The 17,528-nt window shown below is 54.2% G+C and carries 15 protein-coding genes; 6 read left to right on the forward strand and 9 right to left on the reverse strand.

The annotated features are described in order from the left end of the window. The 3 genes from ACR0M3_RS11755 to ACR0M3_RS11765 form a co-directional block, all read right to left on the reverse strand. Positions 1–1,832: M10 family metallopeptidase C-terminal domain-containing protein (locus ACR0M3_RS11755; protein WP_480910874.1), on the reverse strand; the 1,832-nt coding region annotated here is incomplete at its 3' end. A 462-nt stretch (positions 1,833–2,294) separates the two neighbouring features. After that, a complete protein-coding gene (locus ACR0M3_RS11760; protein ID WP_480911053.1) occupies positions 2,295–4,667 on the reverse strand; it encodes a 1-deoxy-D-xylulose-5-phosphate synthase N-terminal domain-containing protein in 2,373 nt (790 codons plus the stop codon). A 14-nt stretch (positions 4,668–4,681) separates the two neighbouring features. Then, a complete protein-coding gene (locus ACR0M3_RS11765; RefSeq protein ID WP_480487510.1) occupies positions 4,682–5,881 on the reverse strand; it encodes a methionine gamma-lyase in 1,200 nt (399 codons plus the stop codon). 115 nt (positions 5,882–5,996) lie between these two features. Here ACR0M3_RS11765 and ACR0M3_RS11770 point away from each other — a divergent pair, with 115 nt between their 5' ends. Next, entirely contained in the window at positions 5,997–6,449 is a 453-nt protein-coding gene (locus tag ACR0M3_RS11770; RefSeq protein WP_480547002.1) for an Lrp/AsnC family transcriptional regulator, read from the forward strand. A gap of 222 nt (positions 6,450–6,671) precedes the next feature. Here the strand turns inward: ACR0M3_RS11770 and ACR0M3_RS11775 are convergent, their stop codons facing one another. The 6 genes from ACR0M3_RS11775 to ACR0M3_RS11800 form a co-directional block, all read right to left on the reverse strand. Beyond that, complete coding sequence (locus ACR0M3_RS11775) at positions 6,672–7,610, reverse strand: HAD-IIA family hydrolase (protein ID WP_480910876.1); 939 nt, start codon at positions 7,608–7,610, stop codon at positions 6,672–6,674. Beyond that, complete coding sequence (gene phnE, locus ACR0M3_RS11780) at positions 7,574–8,389, reverse strand: phosphonate ABC transporter, permease protein PhnE (RefSeq protein WP_267366604.1); 816 nt, start codon at positions 8,387–8,389, stop codon at positions 7,574–7,576. Before phnE (ACR0M3_RS11780) ends, ACR0M3_RS11775 begins: the two co-directional genes overlap by 37 nt. Beyond that, on the reverse strand, positions 8,389–9,204 hold the full coding sequence (phnE, locus tag ACR0M3_RS11785) for a phosphonate ABC transporter, permease protein PhnE (RefSeq protein ID WP_480910878.1): 816 nt from the start codon (positions 9,202–9,204) through the stop codon (positions 8,389–8,391). Before phnE (ACR0M3_RS11785) ends, phnE (ACR0M3_RS11780) begins: the two co-directional genes overlap by 1 nt. Next, positions 9,201–9,995, reverse strand: a complete 795-nt coding sequence (phnC, locus tag ACR0M3_RS11790; protein ID WP_267366602.1) for a phosphonate ABC transporter ATP-binding protein — start codon at positions 9,993–9,995, stop codon at positions 9,201–9,203. The genes phnE (ACR0M3_RS11785) and phnC overlap by 4 nt, the downstream gene beginning before the upstream one ends. A gap of 60 nt (positions 9,996–10,055) precedes the next feature. After that, a complete protein-coding gene (gene phnD / locus ACR0M3_RS11795; RefSeq protein ID WP_480483730.1) occupies positions 10,056–11,030 on the reverse strand; it encodes a phosphate/phosphite/phosphonate ABC transporter substrate-binding protein in 975 nt (324 codons plus the stop codon). Between the two features lie 61 nt (positions 11,031–11,091). Next, positions 11,092–11,901, reverse strand: a complete 810-nt coding sequence (locus ACR0M3_RS11800; RefSeq protein WP_480487502.1) for a DeoR/GlpR family DNA-binding transcription regulator — start codon at positions 11,899–11,901, stop codon at positions 11,092–11,094. Positions 11,902–12,125: 224 nt separating this feature from the next. Here ACR0M3_RS11800 and ACR0M3_RS11805 point away from each other — a divergent pair, with 224 nt between their 5' ends. From ACR0M3_RS11805 to ACR0M3_RS11825, 5 genes are read left to right on the forward strand one after another with little or no spacing between them, the layout of a single operon-like run. After that, positions 12,126–12,590 (forward strand): NUDIX hydrolase, encoded by a 465-nt coding sequence (locus tag ACR0M3_RS11805; protein WP_480910881.1) that lies wholly within the window; start codon positions 12,126–12,128, stop codon positions 12,588–12,590. Between the two features lie 58 nt (positions 12,591–12,648). Further along, positions 12,649–13,674, forward strand: coding sequence for an ABC transporter substrate-binding protein (locus tag ACR0M3_RS11810; RefSeq protein WP_480539136.1), 1,026 nt, complete (start codon positions 12,649–12,651; stop codon positions 13,672–13,674). After that, positions 13,675–15,891 (forward strand): ABC transporter permease, encoded by a 2,217-nt coding sequence (locus ACR0M3_RS11815; protein WP_480547007.1) that lies wholly within the window; start codon positions 13,675–13,677, stop codon positions 15,889–15,891. Then, positions 15,888–16,958 carry an ABC transporter ATP-binding protein gene (locus ACR0M3_RS11820; RefSeq protein WP_480483725.1) on the forward strand — a complete coding sequence of 357 codons (1,071 nt, stop codon included), beginning with the start codon at positions 15,888–15,890 and terminating at the stop codon, positions 16,956–16,958. Before ACR0M3_RS11815 ends, ACR0M3_RS11820 begins: the two co-directional genes overlap by 4 nt. Further along, complete coding sequence (locus tag ACR0M3_RS11825) at positions 16,959–17,525, forward strand: histidine phosphatase family protein (protein WP_480910884.1); 567 nt, start codon at positions 16,959–16,961, stop codon at positions 17,523–17,525. Positions 17,526–17,528: the final 3 nt, after the last annotated feature.

Here is a 17,528-nt window from a genome sequence, read left to right on the forward strand (position 1 = left end):
TTGTAGCCACCGCCCGAAGCTTCGGCCTGAAGCGCCTGCCAGCCCGGCAGGCTGTCTGGCCCAATTGTATTGCCATTATACGTCAGGTTGATGGTACCGTTGATCAGGTACTCACCGCGGGTTGAAGACGCGAGTGTTATCGACCCGCTGGTCTCGATATTGGTTATGGCGTGGCCGGTGTGGCCGTCATTGTTCAGATCAACACCATAGAAAACTTCGACATCGACAACATTGGCGATGGTAACGCCGCTTTGGTATTGCCCCGAAGCATCCGTGGTCCATTCGGCATATGACCCGTTGGTGTTCAGCCACAACACCTTGTAGCCACCGCCCGACGCTTCGGCCTGAAGTGCCTGCCAGCCTGCAAGCGAGTTTTGCCCAATAGACTGGCCACCGTAAATCAAAGCAATGTTCGCACTGCCGCCATCCAGCACATAAAGCCCTTGGCTGGCATGTTGTAGCGTTGTTCCCTGAGTATCGATATCTGAAAGCTGCATTGCAGACTTGATATTCGACCGGGCATACTGCTGTAGCCCGTCAAGAAACTGGACCAACTCTACGTCGTTTGCAATCGTGAATGTTGTGCGTGTGACTACATCCAGAAATTCGTACAAGACACCGTTTTCAAAGAATAAATAGTTGCTTATAGCGCTAACGAATCTGACAGTGTCGGTGCCGGTTCCACCCGAAAACGTACCTGCGTTGCTCCGCACAACAGCCAGATCATTGCCCTGGTCCCCAAAGACCTGGTCAGCACCAGTACCTTGGGCCACAAAGATGATATCGTCGCCTTGGCCGCCATAGATGGTGTTGTTGTTGCTTCCGTTGGACAGCGAGTGAATGGTGTCGTTTCCGTCGTTCCCGCGCAAGACGTTCTGAGCGGTATTGCCGACAATAGTATCAGCACCCGATCCGCCAGACGCGTTTTCAATCACAACGCCATGCGCGATTGTGAAACCACCTTTTATTCCAGCCGCATGCGAAATCAGCCCACCTCCGGTGACGGAATAGTCCAATGTGGCGGCCCGGAGATCTATGTGTGCGTTCGAACTGCCAACATGTTGTATTGTGTCAATCCCGCCAGTATCCCAAATGGCCTGATACCCAGTTCCTGCGACGTTTGCAGAGGGAAGTGTGTAGGTATTGCCCCCGGAATTATATGAAGTATTCGCCCCATACATGGCCTGCAACGCGGCAATATCCAAAGCCCCAAGCCCCGTTGAACCACCGTACGTTGCGTTAAAGTGTAGCCCCCCGTTTTGTGAAGTCCATCCATCGTTATACGACATCACAGTGTAGACACCCTGATTGAGGCCCGCCGCCCCAAACGAGTCGAATGGCGACGTTACACCGCTCAACACGGTTGTACCCAATCCGGTGTCATGAGGATGCCCCAACCCAAGGGCGTGACCTAATTCATGGACCAAAGTAGTAAAGAAAAACCCGCCCGGATCACCGTTTCCGTTGAAAGAAGCAGTCCAGTATGACGTGTTGAACGCTCCATAGGATGTCCCGCTCGATGGCGAATAGTGAAATCCGAGAGTTCGCGGGTTTTCAAAGAATGAAGAAGGCGCGAGAACCTCAACCAAGTCAGCGGAACCGGAGGTGACTTCGACAAAAGTAATGTTTGCAACGGCTTCTATTGCGGCCAGCGCCGCACGGAACTCCGCCTTATACTCTGATGACCAAGCCTGCGTATCAGAGAAGTGCCCGAAACTGTAGGAAATCACCGTCGTGGTCGACGGATTCCCGTCACCATATGCATAGGTGCCCTGGATAGAGCTGAGCGGAGAACTTACGGACGGTCTGGGGATTGTTGTAACGGTGGCCATTATTCTGTCTTAGAAATTAGGTGTTATTGATTGCGCTGAAACTGCTCGAACAAAGTGTTCTTTTTGGGGCAAACGCGTACTGGAGTGTCTCCTGCAAACTACATTATCAACGGCTATTCAAGAGTTACATTCTAGAGGAACAGACCCATTTTTATTAAGCGCATACATGAATAAGAATATTTCCAAAAAACCGGTCGGATAGCGTGCATGGGCCGACTTGATACACGCAAAATTGATTTTCATGGCGGTCCATACCTACGACAGTTTTGAGCACCTGTAGTGACAGAAGCAAAGGCGTGCGGATCTTTTCTTTAGTCCCGAGTCGTAATTCTTCTCAGATCCCAAAAGTTTGGTTCGAACAAGGTGCCTTTCGTTCGGGGCTTCGAACCCAAACGCGCGTCTGCACAAAGGGCCCAAATACCCTGAGGGTAAGGCCCAAGCTGTGACGTCCAACACCGCCGCTCATGTGCGAAGCAAAGCCTTGCCATGGGTCAGACCATTCACCTTCTCCAGGATAGCGTCCGCGTCAATGCAATGGTGCCGATAGAGGTCGCCGATTGTCCCTGTCTGACCAAAATGTTCGACCCCCAAAGGGATGGTCTGATGTCCCTGTACGGCACCCAGCCAAGACAATGTCGCGGGGTGTCCGTCAATCACGGTAACCAGCTTGCAGTGGCGCGGCAGACCGGACATCAAAGTTTCGATGTGGGACCGAGCCTCCTGATTGCCGCGCGATCGCGCCCGTTGCGCTGCCGTCCACCCGGCGTTTAGCCGGTCTGCCGAAGTCACCGCCAGCACTCCGATGTCTTTGCGTCCTTCGCCCATCACGCCAGCGGCTTTGATCGCTTCGGGTGCAACGGCCCCCTGATAGGCGATTACGACCTCGCAATTCGGCCCCGGTTTTCGCAACCAGTATGCGCCATCAATAGCACCTTGACGGAACTCATCGTCCACGCGTTTGCCAGGCTGTTCAATCGGGTTTGTCGTCAAGCGCAGATAAACTGAACCGCCTGTTTCGTCACGCAGCCAGGTGCGTTCGTCCGGTTGCCCTTCGCCGTCACGCTGCAGATAGTCAAAGGCCCACTCCATTATCACCGCCAGTTCATCAGCAAAGGCTGGCTCAAAGGCCGCCAGCCCGTCCTGGCTCATCCCGATCAAAGGTGTGCCAATGGATTGATGCGCGCCGCCTTCTGGGGCCAGCGTTATGCCCGAAGGCGTGCCGACCAGCATAAAGCGCGCATCCTGATAACAAGCATAATTGAGCGCATCGAGGCCACGGCTGACAAAGGGGTCATACACAGTACCGATCGGGATTAGCCGCTTGCCGAACAGGGAATGCGAAAGGCCCGCAGCGCCCAAAAGCAACATGAGGTTCATCTCGGCAATACCAAGCTCGATATGTTGCCCTTCGGGAGTAAATTCCCATCTTGCCGTCGAGGGGATACGATGTTCAATAAAAGCGTCGGCTTGCTCGGATCTGGCAAACAGTTTGCGCCGGTTAACCCACGGGCCAAGGTTTGTTGTGCCTGTGACATCAGGGGACGTCGTCAGGATACGCTCGGCCAATTGGCTGTCGCCCTTCGACAAGTCATCCAAAATCTTGCCGAAAGCCATTTGGGTCGAGATTTCGCGGCTTGTGTCGATGTCAATTGATGGAACATCCAGCTTGCCATCGAAATAGCGTCGCGGACCTTTTGCAAAGAAGGGAACTTTCGACAGAAAATCTTTCAACGCCTCTGGGTCCGGCACTGCCGAGAGAGGTTCCCATTCCTTGCCGGCAGGCACGCCCATATGTTCTTGCCACGCGACGAACTGGCTGTTGTTCATCAGTCCGCCGTGGTTGTCCTTGTGGCCCGCAATTGGCGTGCCCCATCCCTTGACAGTGTAGGCCAGGAAACAGGTAGGGCGGTCATGTTCGATTGCATCAAAGGTTTGGGCCATGGTCTCGACGCAGTTGCCGCCGAGGTTTTCCATCAATGCAGCGAGTTCGGCATCTGTGCGCCGTTCGATCAGCGCCGTCACATCCCCCTGATCCCCAAGATCGTCCATGAGGCGCTTTCGCCAAACCTCGCCACCCATGAACGTCAGGGCCGAGTATTCCTGGTTCGAGCAGGCATCAATCCAGTCTCGCAGCCGATCACCGCCAGGTTCCTTGAAGGCCGCGCGCTGCAGGACACCATGCTTCACGCGCACAACATCCCATCCAAAGGCATCAAAGATTTTCTCGATCCGTTCGAACAAACCTTCACGAACGATGCCGTCGAGCGACTGCCGATTGTAGTCGATAATCCACCACGTGTTGCGCAGGCCGTTTTTCCAGCCTTCCTGCAATGCTTCGTATACGTTGCCTTCATCCAGTTCAGCGTCGCCTACAAGCGCCACCATGCGCCCCATCGGGGCATCTGCCCCCCAGTTTTTGGCCTTGACGTAGTCCTGAATGATCGAAGCAAACGAGGTGATCGCGACACCCAAACCTACCGAACCTGTCGAAAAGTCGACATCATCGATATCCTTTGTCCGGCTGGGATAGCTTTGCACGCCGCCAAACCCGCGAAAGTTCTCCATCTTCTCGCGGGTCTGGTTGCCCATAAGGTACTGCATCGCGTGGAAAACCGGTGACGCATGAGGCTTGACCGCAACCCGATCTTCGGGACGCAAAGCCGAGAAGTAGAGCGCCGTCATGATCGAAACCATCGACGCGGACGACGCTTGATGACCACCAACCTTGATCCCATCCACCTTGGGACGGATATGGTTGGCATGGTGGATCATCCAATGCGACAACCACAGCAAACGCTGTTCGACGATTTTCAACAGCTTGGGATCATTCGGCATGGTGGTCTCCGGGTTCATGCGGCACTGCGGGCAGGGTAGGGCAGAGCTTGCTCCAAATCCGCAAGGATGTCATCAACGTCTTCCAGCCCGACGGAAAGACGGATCAGACCGTCGCTGATCCCATGTTCTGCCCGTTCTTCCGCAGTATAAGTCGAATGAGTCATGGATGCCGGGTGCTGGATCAGGGTTTCTGCATCCCCCAAGGACACGGCGCGTTGGATCATGTTCAGGCGGTTCATGAACTCGATGCCACCGGACAGGCCAGACTTGATTTCAAAGGCGATCATGGCCCCCGGCTGCGACATCTGGCGTTGTGCGACATCGTGCTGGGCAAAACTCTCAAGCCCCGGGAAATAAACCTCACTGACGGTAGGGTGTGCCTGAAGGTAATCGGCAACCACCTTGGCGGACGCACAGTGACGATCCAATCGCAGGTTCAGTGTCTTCAACCCACGCAGGATCAGCATTGCGTTAAAAGGTGCCATCACTGCGCCTGTCATGTCTTTCATGCCGACCAGCCGGATCTCAGAAATCTGCTCGGCGGTTCCGACCACAAGACCCGCGACCACATCGCCATGCCCGCCCAGATACTTGGTGGCGGAGTGCAGGACGATATCCGCGCCGTGCTCGATCGGGCGGGTCAGATAGGGGCTGGCATATGTATTGTCGACCACAACATGCGCACCAACAGAATGCGCAATTTCTGAACTGGCAGCGATATCCACCAAGCGCATGTTTGGATTGGCTGGGGTTTCAAAATAGACGACGCGGGTTTTTTCGGAAACGGCGGCTTTCAGGTTTGCAGGGTCCGTCATGTCGACATGGGTAATAGTGACACCCCATTTTGCCAGCCCGTGGCGCATGAAAGCGAAAGTGCAGCCGTAAAGCGTTTTGTCGACAATGACTTCGTCACCTGGTGACAACAGGGTCCAAAGTACGGCGGTAATTGCGCCCATCCCGCTGGAGAGGGCGAGCCCGGCCTCGGCACCTTCCAGCACGGCAATGCGCTTTTCAAGAAGGTCACATGTCGGGTTCGATATCCGGCTATAGATATGACCTGCGCGCTCACCGGCAAACATTTCCCCGCCAGCCTCTGCGGTTTCGAAGGAGAAAGTTGAGGTCAAGTGGAGGGGCGGGGTCAGCGCACCATCGTTTTCAAACGGGTTGTAGGCATGATGAATGGCGCGAGTGGCAAATCCGGTTGTGCGGGTCACGGTGGGCTCCTGATCTAAGTTGTTATCACTTTGCGCCTTTACTTTGAGCAATAGGTTGCGAATAATGCCAAGTTTAGGATCAATATTGGCATATTATGCTAATAGTGGAGAGAAGATGGACGCCAAAGACAGGCAGATCATTCGAGCGTTGCAGCGGGACGGGCGTATGACGAACCAGGATCTTGCTGATGAGGTCAACCTGTCTCCTTCACCGTGTCTGCGGCGGGTCAAAAACCTTGAGGCCAGCGGTGTCATCAAAGGATACAGCGCCGATGTGGACGCTGCCGCATACGGGATGGCGATTACCGTCTTTGTCCGCATCCGGCTTGAGCGGCACAATGAAACAGATGTGCAGAAATTCGAAAAACGCGTTCGAATGATCGATGAAGTTTTAGAATGCCATGTGCTGACCGGCGCAATGGATTACCAGTTGCGGGTATTGGTATCGGACCTCGAAGCATACGAAGACTTTATTCGAAACCGAATTCACCCGATCGGCGGAATAGCTTCGATCGACACCAGCTTTGTTTATGGAACAGTCAAGAAAACATCGGTTTTTCCAGCCTGAGAAAGTTTAAATTCTCGAAAGTGACCCTTAATATTGAGTTCGAGATTGTTAGGATGCGGAAGAACCGGATTCGAGGTTCCGAGACTGTGAGAATTTGCCGTTTAGCGAAAATTGCCAACTGGATACATCCCCGTAAAAAACAACATAATCATTGTTACGCGCGCCTTCTGCAAGTCAACGCTGCCCGTTCGCTCTGCCAAAAATACGCTTTACTTCAAAATCCTAAGGTCGGGTCACGACAAAGTCCGGCACGATCGCTGCTTGTTTGATCGCTTCCTCGACATCATGCCCGGCGAAGAACCCAAAATCCGAGACAAGTGCGGAAGCCACTCCGGCATGACGCGCGCCCAGAATGTCAGTATGCAGACTGTCACCTACCATCAGAACGCGGGATTTGTCGACGGGCCCAAGTCGCTGAAAGGCAAGATCATAGATATTGCCGAAAGGCTTTCCATAAAACTGCGGGGCTACACCCGTTCGGTCGGCCAAACGGTGCGCGAAAAGACCGGGCTCTTTGGAAAAGCCGTACTCGCGTGGGGCAACGATGTCCGGGTTGCCCACCAATACTGGACGGGGTCGGCTTAACAATGCCGCCTCCAACATCGCTTGTCGGGCTTCAGTCCAGGCGGCTGACCCGATCATCAGAAAACCATCAACGGTTTCGTAGGGCTGCGGGTCATCTTCCAGATAGGTTAATTTCAAACCTTCCAAGTCGCGAAGACCGGCGCTGGGCGTCGCCATCAAACCCCAGTGCAGCCCACGTCTGCCATTCAGCCCGGACAGCAACGTAGCCCGACTGGTAATCACATCCTGCGGCGCGAAGTCATATCCCAGCCTAGTGTATTTCTCCAACAGCGTGGCATGAGGAAACCCTGCGGCATTCGAAACCACCAGGACACGTTTGCCCGCATCCGTCAGTGACTTGATCCGTTCAGGCGTTTCGGGGATTGCTGTTTCTCCGATATTGAGAACCCCGAACGCATCCAGCAGAAATACGTCAAACTCATCCATAATTTCGGAAAGGGTCTCGATACGACGACAACTCACGTCGTTCGGTTCAATATCTGGAAGGCGGTGCCGGACGGCTTCGTATGCCTTAAAAGCCTCCTGCGCTGAGAATCCGGTCAAATGATCGCTCCTCGTACTTTTGCCGAAACCCATTCGCTGATCATGACCGCAAAAAGAATTACAATCAGGATGAGGCTGACTTGCGGCCACGCCAGAACATTAAGCGAGGCCGAGAGCTGCAACCCGATGCCACCGGCACCAACCAGACCAAGCACTGTAGACTCGCGAATATTGATATCCCAACGAAAGACCGCAATTCCGGCAAAGGCTGGCAGGATTTGCGGAACGATCCCATATGCCATGACTTGCCACCGCGAAGCACCGGTGGCTGTGATCGCCTCGACCTGACCGTGATCAATCTCTTCAATCGCTTCATAAAGAAGTTTGGCGCAGAACCCGATTGAACGAATGGCGATTGCTATGACACCGGCGAACACACCCGGTCCGATGATAGCGATCAATAGCAGCGCCCAGATCAGCGAGTTGATTGAGCGGGTCGAGACAATGACCAACAAGGCAATGGGGCGGATGAACAACGCCGACGGGGTAGTATTGCGGGCCGCCAAAAAGGCAACCGGCACGGCCATGCACAGAGCGATGATCGTCCCCAGTGTAGCGATGTTCAGTGTATCCCAGATCGGGCGACCCAGCTGGGTAATATAATCCCATTTCGGAGGTGTTGCGCGGGTCCAGATATCGTTGGCGATACGGGGTGCGTCCCAGACGAAAAACCAGGTTGTCGATTCCGAAATGAGCTGCCAACAGTAGACAAAAACCGCTACTCCCAGAAGCCATCCAAACCAGCGAACCAGGCTTTGGCCCGTCGTCCGCCTGCGCCAGATTTGTGTATCGTCGCGTTCAAGAACCGGCATTACTGAACCCTCGCTCGGATTATTCCGGAAAGGTATTCGAGGGCCATGACGATCCCGATGATAAGGATCAGAATGGCGGCAGCCGTATCATATTCATATCGATCAAACGCGGTGTTGAGTGTCGCGCCAATGCCGCCTGCCCCCACCAGCCCCAGAATAGCGCTTTCCCGGAAATTGATGTCGATCCGGTACATGGAAAGACCCACAAGCCTAGGCATGATCTGAGGCTGAACCCCGTAGTTGATCCATTGCAGCCATCGTGCACCAGAGGCCTGAATCGCCTCAGCCTGAACTTTGTCCATCGCCTCGATATCTTCGGCCAAAAGCTTGGAAAGAAACCCAATGGTTGCGAAAGACAGCGTCAAAAATCCTGCCAGCGGGCCAAAGCCAAAGATGGCCACAAGCAAAATGGCAACGATAATTTCCTGCAATGCCCGGCTTAACGCGACAATGCCGCGGCACATTACGTAGATTGGCAACGGGGCGATATTACGTGCAGCCCCCAATCCAATCGGGATCGAAATCAGGATACCGACAACCGACGCGGCCACGGTCATTACAATGCTTTCCAGAAGGCCGGCCCAGATATCTGACCACCGTGAAATAAAATCCGGGCTGGTAAAGGCAAGGACGAACGCCCATCCCCTGTCCAGTCCCTCATAGACCCTGCCCCAATCAACATCGATGGTCATGAAAGCCGCAATCAGGTAAGCGAAGAACCCAAGTATCAATGCCCTGCGCAGCAACGTGTTTTTAATAAAGGCCGGTTTGCGCCAACCTTTTCCCAGCATGTCGTCAAGTTCTCGATGGCTCATTCTGCAGCCTCGACATCTTCATCCTCATCCACTTTTTCGATGGTCGCTTCCCAATCTTCCTCACCGTAAATCTCGGTCAGCTTTTCCGGGGTGAGCCCTGTTGGAAGACCATCAAACACGATTTCTCCAAAGCGGAGGCCCACGACACGGGGAACGAACATCTGGGCTAGTGCCACGTCATGGATGTTGATGATGGCTGCCAGCCCGCGCTCCTGACACAGCTCAGTGATCAGCCGCATGATCTGACGACTGGTCTTCGGATCCAGCGACGCGGTCGGTTCATCGACCAGCAACAACTTTGGGTTCTGGATCAGGGCGCGGCAGATACCGACCCTTTGGCGTTGACCACCCGACAACTCGTCCGCGCGTTTGTCAGCCATATGCAACAGCCCCACCCGGTCCAGCAGGCGGAAAGCCTCGTCCACATCCGACTGCGGATACCGCCGCAGAAAGCTGCGCCAGAATCCCACATACCCCAACCTACCGGACAATACGTTTTCCATCACGGTGAGGCGTTCGACCAGGGCATATTCCTGAAAGATCATACCCATTTCGCGGCGTGCTTTCCGCAACGCACCCGACCCGAGTTTGGTCAGGTCCATGTCATCCAGAAGAACACCGCCGCTTGTGGGTTCAACCAAGCGGTTGATGCAACGGATCATGGTCGATTTTCCCGCGCCCGAGGGTCCAATCAGTGCAAGCACCTGCCCTTTGGGTACCTCAAGATCGATGGCCTTCAGTGCCTGATCTCCGGTCTTGTAGGTTTTCGTCAGCTTTTGAAGACGCAGCATAAATTGCCCCCGATTAGGGTGATTAGCGGGCCTTTTCAGGCCCGCTGGATTAAGCAAGACTTATTGGCAGGCGTAGGAGACGCCGTTTGCCGCGTCAATTTTGCGAATGACGTCCCAGAATTCCTGGTAAGTCATCTCAAGAAATTGGCCTTCGTTCGACTTGGAAAACTCCGCTTCAAGCGTCGTCCCTTCCCACTCGAAGTTGAAGAAAGCATTGCGGATTTTCTCCTGCAATTCGGGCGTCAGGTTGTAGACAGTGCCAAATCCGGTGGTTGGGAAGGTCTGCGATTTGTAAATCGTAACAACATCTTCCTCCTTGATCACATCCCGCAAAATCATCCGTGCCTTTACCGAATTTGCAATCGATGCCGCTGGATAGTCCTTGTTCGCCACACCAAGGATCGAGTTGTCGTGCTTTCCCGAATAGACGGGTTCGAAGTCGCGATCGGGCAGAAGATCAAAGTCACTTTTCAGGATCGCCGACGGTGCTTTGAAGCCCGAGTTGGAAGTGGGTGACGTGAAGGCAAGTTGCTTACCTTTGATATCCTCGACCTTTTCGATGCCCGAGCCTGGGTAGGTGATGATCTCCATTTCATAACCGAAGTTACCGTCTTTTGAGGCCATAATCGTAAACGGTCGGAACCCGGCACAGTTTACTGCCAGTGGGTTGGACCCGGTGTTGAAGCCCGCAATATGCAGGCGTCCCGACCGCATCGCCTCGATCTGGGCGGCGTTGTTTTGGACCGGAAAAAATACCACATCCTTGCCTGTCTCAGCCTTCAGATGCTCTAGAAAGTCTGACCACGCGGTTTTGTATACGGCTGGGTCTTCGACCGGTGTATAGGCAAAAATCAGGGTGTCAGGATCAATTAGCTGGGAAGAATCTGTGGGGATATCCGCAATCAAATCCCCATCGACGTCGCAAAACCGCTCGTCCAGATCACCCCTCGGGCAATCTTGCGCCGAAGCTGTCCCGGAAAGCGACATGAGCGCAATTGCCGATGCCCCAACCAATAATCTGATGTCTATCTTCATGTTTTCCTCCCAGTCATGCGCGGTCATTTTGCAGTCCGCTGTTCGTCATTCATTTCAGTGTTTACGGGGCGACGAGAACATCAACCTCGGCACCGTTGATCGCGTTAAGCAACTCTCCTGTTGGTTTCGTGTCGGAAACTATGGAATCCAGTTTGGTCAGGTCTCCGACCTGAGACAGGCCTTTACGACCAAATTTCCCTGAATCGATTAAAAGATGTCGATTTGCTGCGCGCGTCAGCATCATTCTTTTGACAGCCGCAAAGCCGCGCACGGTTTCTGAAGGGCCTTCGACCGAAAAACCTGACGAGCCGATCATGCATCTGTCGACATTGAACCGAGACAGGAATTCCAGCGTTTCGGTTCCAATCGTCGCAGATTCGGTTGCCAGATATTCTCCTGGACAAAGCAGAACCTCGGCAGCCCCATGGCCGAGGGTCATTGCCACCGGGATTGAATTCGTAATCACTGTGCAAGGAGTGCCGAGATAGGCCAATGCACGGGCCATTTCGATTGTGGTCGAACCGGAATCGATCATGACCGTTTCACCATCACGAACCAGTCCCGCCGCGCTGATACCTATGCGTTCGCGCTCCTCAATCCGCGCGTTGGCTCGCTCGTCCAGACCTGGATAATGCCCTTGCGCCGGGGCAGATGCCCCTCCGTGCGCGCGTGCGATCAGGCCGTCATTCGACAGGGCGTCAAAATCCCTGCGCACCGTCTCGTTAGAGACGTTGAAACGCTGGGCCAATTCATTGATGCGAACGTGCGGGCGAAGCTTCAACTCCAGCAGTATTTGCTGGCGCCGGTCGGATTTCTTTACCCTACCCCGTCCCTTTTCAATCGTTTTGGCACGTATTTTCGTTTTGGACATCCAACAACCCAATCAGGTTTCAAACCCCACTTTTGTGGGATTTCGGGCATAATGCAATAATTTTTGTTGCATAACCCTCAGTAGGTTGTGACAATTCGGAAGAGTCCAAAGCGCAAGGCAAGAATGTGTGAATTGAACCGTTTCATAGTGAAAACCCAAGAACCACCGTTAACGACTGAAGGTTATTCTGGGTGCGCTATTGATACCGTGTCATTGAGGGCAGCATGAGCGACGGCAACATAACAGACCAGATTGCAGCACTTCCGATGCGCTGGGACAGGGATGGAAAACTACGCGTTCTGATGGTGACTTCGCGCGATACTGGGCGGTGGGTCATCCCAAAAGGTTGGTTGATGGAAGGAAAGAAACCTTGGCATGCCGCCGAAATTGAAGCTCTGGAAGAAGCAGGTGCAGTCGGGGCAATCTCGAAACAGCCGATTGGCCATTTTTTCTACGACAAGCGCTTTGAAGGCGCGAATAGCGTTCGCTGCCGCGTTACCCTCTATCCCATGGTCGTTGAAAAACTGAAGCGGCGTTGGAAAGAACGGGACGAACGGACGCGTCACTGGTTTTCACCGGGGAAAGCGGCAAAGCTGGTGGAAGAAAGAGATCTGTCAAGTTTTCTGAGAAATCTGACGGGCAATCAGAACGCCCAGTCTGTCATTAACAAGCTACGAAAAGCTGGATGAGAAAGCGCCTGACAAAACAAAAGATACTGGTGCACGATAACCAAAGGGAGGAATGATAATGAAAAAACTTACATCCACGGCCGTCGGGTCGCTGATTGCAATAGCCGCATCTGTGTCGGCAGCGCAGGCAGACAAGCTGACACTCTATTGCTCGGCGCAGGAAGACTGGTGCCAACTCATGGCGCGCAGTTTCGAAGATGCAACGGGCATCGACGTCAACATGACGCGTAAGTCGTCAGGCGAAACCTTTGCCCAGATTCGTGCCGAAAGCTCGAACCCGAAAGGAGACGTTTGGTGGGGCGGCACGGGTGATCCGCATTTGCAGGCCGCCGAAGAGGACCTGACAATGGAATACATGTCGCCAATGCGCGACCAGCTTCATGATTGGGCAATTTCCCAAGCCGAAAGTGCCGGAAACAGAACGATCGGCATTTATTCCGGCGCACTTGGGTATGGTTATAACGCAGACCTACTGGCGGCCAATAACCTACCCGAACCCGCCTGTTGGAAAGACCTGCTAAAGCCTGAATACAAGGGTCACGTTCAGATGGCCAACCCGAACTCGTCTGGTACGGCCTACACAACGCTGGCCTCGATGGTGCAGATCTTTGGCGAGGATGAAGGTTTTGAGTTCATGAAAGGCCTGCATTCGAATATCAACCAGTATACAAAATCCGGATCTGCACCAATCAAAGCAGCCGGTCGAGGCGAGAACACGATTGGCATCGTCTTCATGCATGATGCGGTAAAGCAGGCTGTTTCGGGTTTCCCGATCAAGGTAGTCGCGCCTTGTGAGGGTACGGGATACGAAATTGGCTCGATGTCCATTATTGAAGGCGCCCGCAACGAGGAAGAGGCGAAGAAATTCTATGACTGGGCGCTGTCGCCCGAGGCGCAGAACCTTGCTCTTCAGGTCAGCGCGTTTCAGGTGCCATCAAATAAGAGCGCAGAAACGTCGGAAAGCGCGCCTGACATGAGTCAGATCAAGCTGATCGACTATGACTTCAAAAAGTATGGTTCCTCAGACGAACGAAAGCGTCTGTTGCAGAAATGGGACGAAGAGGTTTCGGTTCTGCCGCAGTAAATGGCCAACCATATTACAAAAAAGACCCGTCCGGTTCTGATCTTTTGGGTCATCGCCGGGTGGGTCGGGTTTTGCCTGCTGCCGTGGTATATGGTCGACGGCGGCCTGTGGTCATTCGAATGGCTTTTTGACGGTTACCCGTTTGACGAAGATTATGCCCCCGCTGCATTCCTGATCGCACAGGGTGAGAAGCTTTGGCTTGCCCCACTGTTGATCGCTCTGACCTTACCCCTTCTGGTGCTGAAGCGAGCCAAGTCTGACCCCCTCTATGCCCGGGTTCTGATCCTTTCCGGTGCGCTCGGCTTCGGCTGGTTGATCGCACAGGGATTCGGGATTGGCATCAGGGGTTTCAATTTCAATTGGTTGGAAGCCTATTTTGGCGAACTTGGTGATCGCCAATTCGGTATGGGCTATGGCGCAATGATTTGCGCTTCAAGCTTTCTGTTCCTGTTGACCCAAGGCATTGCGGCAAGAGGTGCCATCAACGGTGACGTCTTTGTTGTTAGTGCGATTGGCGGTGTGATTACCATCGTCACCGTCTTTGTTTTTTTTCCGATCGCCAAGATGCTGTTCGCTGCCTTTGTCACTGAAGATGGCGCATATTCCATTGCTGTCTTCTTTTCAAAGTTCTTTGATGCCCGGCTTTGGGGGTTGGGGTGTTTTTATGGTGCCAGATGCGGCGCGGCATGGAACTCGCTGTTTCTTGCCATCCTGGTTGGCTTCGTCACGACTGCCCTGGGTTTGTGCTTTGCACTGGTCGTGACCCGCTCGGGTTTCCGCTACAAACGCGTGCTGCGGGCTTTGACTGTTCTTCCGATCATCACCCCGCCATTTGTGATTGGCCTCGCGCTGATCCTGCTTTTTGGTCTGTCAGGCTCGGTCACACGGTTCGTCGCCGAGCTGTTCGGCACGCAGCCAACGCGCTGGCTGTACGGAATGCCAGGCATATTCATCGCACAGGCCCTTGCATTCACGCCCATTGCATTCCTCGTTCTTATCGGCGTGGTGGAAGGCGTCTCGCCATCTATGGAGGAAGCGGCCCAGACTCTCCGCGCCAGCAGATGGCAAACGTTCAGGACAGTGTCCCTGCCCCTGATGCGCCCCGGTCTTGCCAATGCATTTCTTTTGGGCTTCATCGAAAGCATGGCCGACTTCGGAAACCCGCTTGTTCTGGGTGGGAATTTCGACGTTCTATCGACCGAGATTTTCTTTGCCATCGTCGGGGCGCAATATGACCAAGGACGGGCCGCCGTTCTGGCCATGGTATTGCTGTTTTTTACTCTTTCGGCCTTTTACGCACAGCGTGTTTGGCTGGGCAAGAAAAGCTATACCACCGTAACAGGCAAAGGCGACGCAGGCGTGCACCCTTTGATGCCTACGGGTCTTTCTGTTCCAGTGCTGGTAATCGCTCTTGGCTGGGCGGTGTTCACGATCATTGTCTATGCAATGATCATCTACGGCAGTGTGGTCGAGCTTTGGGGTGTCAATAACTCCCTGACCCTAAAACACTACGTCACGGCATTCTCTGTTCGATTTGAAGAAGAGGGCATTCGTTGGACCGGCGCCGCGTGGGACAGCTTCTGGACCACCATAACCATTGCGGCAATTGCTGCACCTCTGACGGCAGCGGTTGGGTTGGTCACGGCTTACCTGTTGACCCGGCAAAGCTTTGCGGGAAAGAACGCTTTCGAGTTTGGGACCATGCTGTCCTTTGCAATCCCCGGTACGGTGATTGGTGTCAGCTATATTCTTGCCTTCAACGTTCCGCCCATCGAAATAACCGGCACAGGCGTTATCCTTGTTATCAGCTTCATATTCCGCAACATGCCGGTTGGGGTCCGTGCGGGCATCGCCAGCATGTCGCAACTTGACCGCAGTCTCGATGAATCCTCGCTGACCCTTGGTGCAAACTCGTGGCAGACATTTCGTCGTGTCATTCTGCCGCTGCTACGTCCCGCGATACTTGCCGCGCTTGTTTACAGTTTTGTCCGCGCGATGACGGCGATCTCGGCTGTGATTTTTCTGGTCAGTGCCGAATACGACATGGCAACCAGCTATATCATCGGGCGGGTCGAGAATAACGACTATGGTCTCGCCATTGCGTATTCGACGACGCTGATCTTCGTGATGCTGGCAGCGGTCGGTTTATTGCAAATTCTCGTCGGTCGGGTCCAGATCGGTCGGCGCACACAGAACACAACGGAGACACCCTCATGACCGACAACAAAATCGGTTCCAAGGCCGCCCCGGTATTATTTGAGAAAGTGTCGAAAGTGTTCGGCAAAAACGTTGTGGCTGTTGATAACATTAACCTTCATGTCGAAGCGGGAAAACTGGTCACGCTGCTTGGTCCGTCAGGCTGTGGGAAAACAACGACGTTGCGCATGATCGCCGGGTTAGAGATGGCAAGCTCTGGCAAGATTATGATTGGCAACCGGGACGTCACCAAACTGCCCGCAACAGACCGCGACGTATCAATGGTGTTTCAATCATACGCGCTGTTTCCCCACATGAGCGTGCTGGAGAACGTGATGTACGGCCTCACATTCTCGGGCTTTGCCAAGGATGAGGCTCGCAGCCGCGCCTTGCATGGCTTGCAATTGGTAGGGCTCAAGGGGTTCGACAATCGCCTTCCCTCCGAACTCTCGGGTGGTCAGCAACAACGTGTCGCCGTCGCGCGAGCGCTGGTTCTAGAACCACAGGTTCTGCTGTTTGACGAGCCGCTATCCAACCTTGATGCCAAGCTGCGACGCCAGGTGCGCGAGGATATCCGGGCCATTCAGCAAGACCTTGGATTGACGGTTGTCTATGTCACCCACGATCAGGAAGAGGCCCTGGCCGTCTCGGACGAGATTGTTGTGATGCGGAACGCCGCGATCGCTCAGATGGGTACACCTCGCGAGCTTTATGATGCCCCGAATGACCGGTTTGTTGCCGATTTCATAGGCGAGGCAAACCTGCTCAACTGTCAGATCGTTGCAACCGACGGTGATGCTGCAACAATCGAGATCGAAGGTTACCGTCACACTCTGCCGCGTCGGGGTTTGACCAATGGGCCCGCGACCATCGCTGTACGACCCTCGCGCCTTGTGATTGGTTCTGATGACGGCATCGCCGCTACAGTGGCCAAGGCAACCTATGTTGGCGTGCGGATGGAATACACACTGACCGGCGCATTTGGTCAGGTTTTTGCGGTCCACGATGATGTTGATGCACCGCTTGCACCGGGTACCGAAATCAGGATGGGGTTTGCGGGCAAAGGGCCGGTACTTCTGCCCGACTAGATGCCGAATTTACTGATCATCACTCACCCCGAGGTCGTTATTGATCCGGATACCCCCATTACGGAATGGGGTCTGAACGCGACAGGTCGCCGGCGCGCCGCATCCTTTGCCGCCAGTGAAGCTATGGCCAATGTCAGCCATATCTGGGCCAGCGGCGAACGAAAGGCTCGTGACACTGGTGAGATTCTGGCCGCGCCCTTGGGGTTGCCTCTAAGTATCCACCCGGAACTTGGCGAGAATGATCGGAGTACCACTGGTTTCCTTCCACGGGAAAAGTTCGAGGCGGCCGCGGACGCATTCTTTGCCCAGCCGGATATTAGCTTTCGCGGTTGGGAAACTGCGGCCGACGCGCAGAGGCGCATTCACCGGGCAGTCTTGGAAATCACTCGTGCCCATGGCACCGGAGACCTCGCCATCGTTACACATGGTGCGGTCGGGACATTGTTGTGGTGTGAGCTTTCCGGGATTCCGATTGACCGCCAGTACGATCAACCGTCACAAGGCCATTATTGGCAGACAAGTCTGACAACTTTGCAACCTAATTCCACTTGGTTGCCAATGGCCTAGACG

The sequence above is a fragment of the Ruegeria sp. O5 genome, from assembly GCF_056535105.1.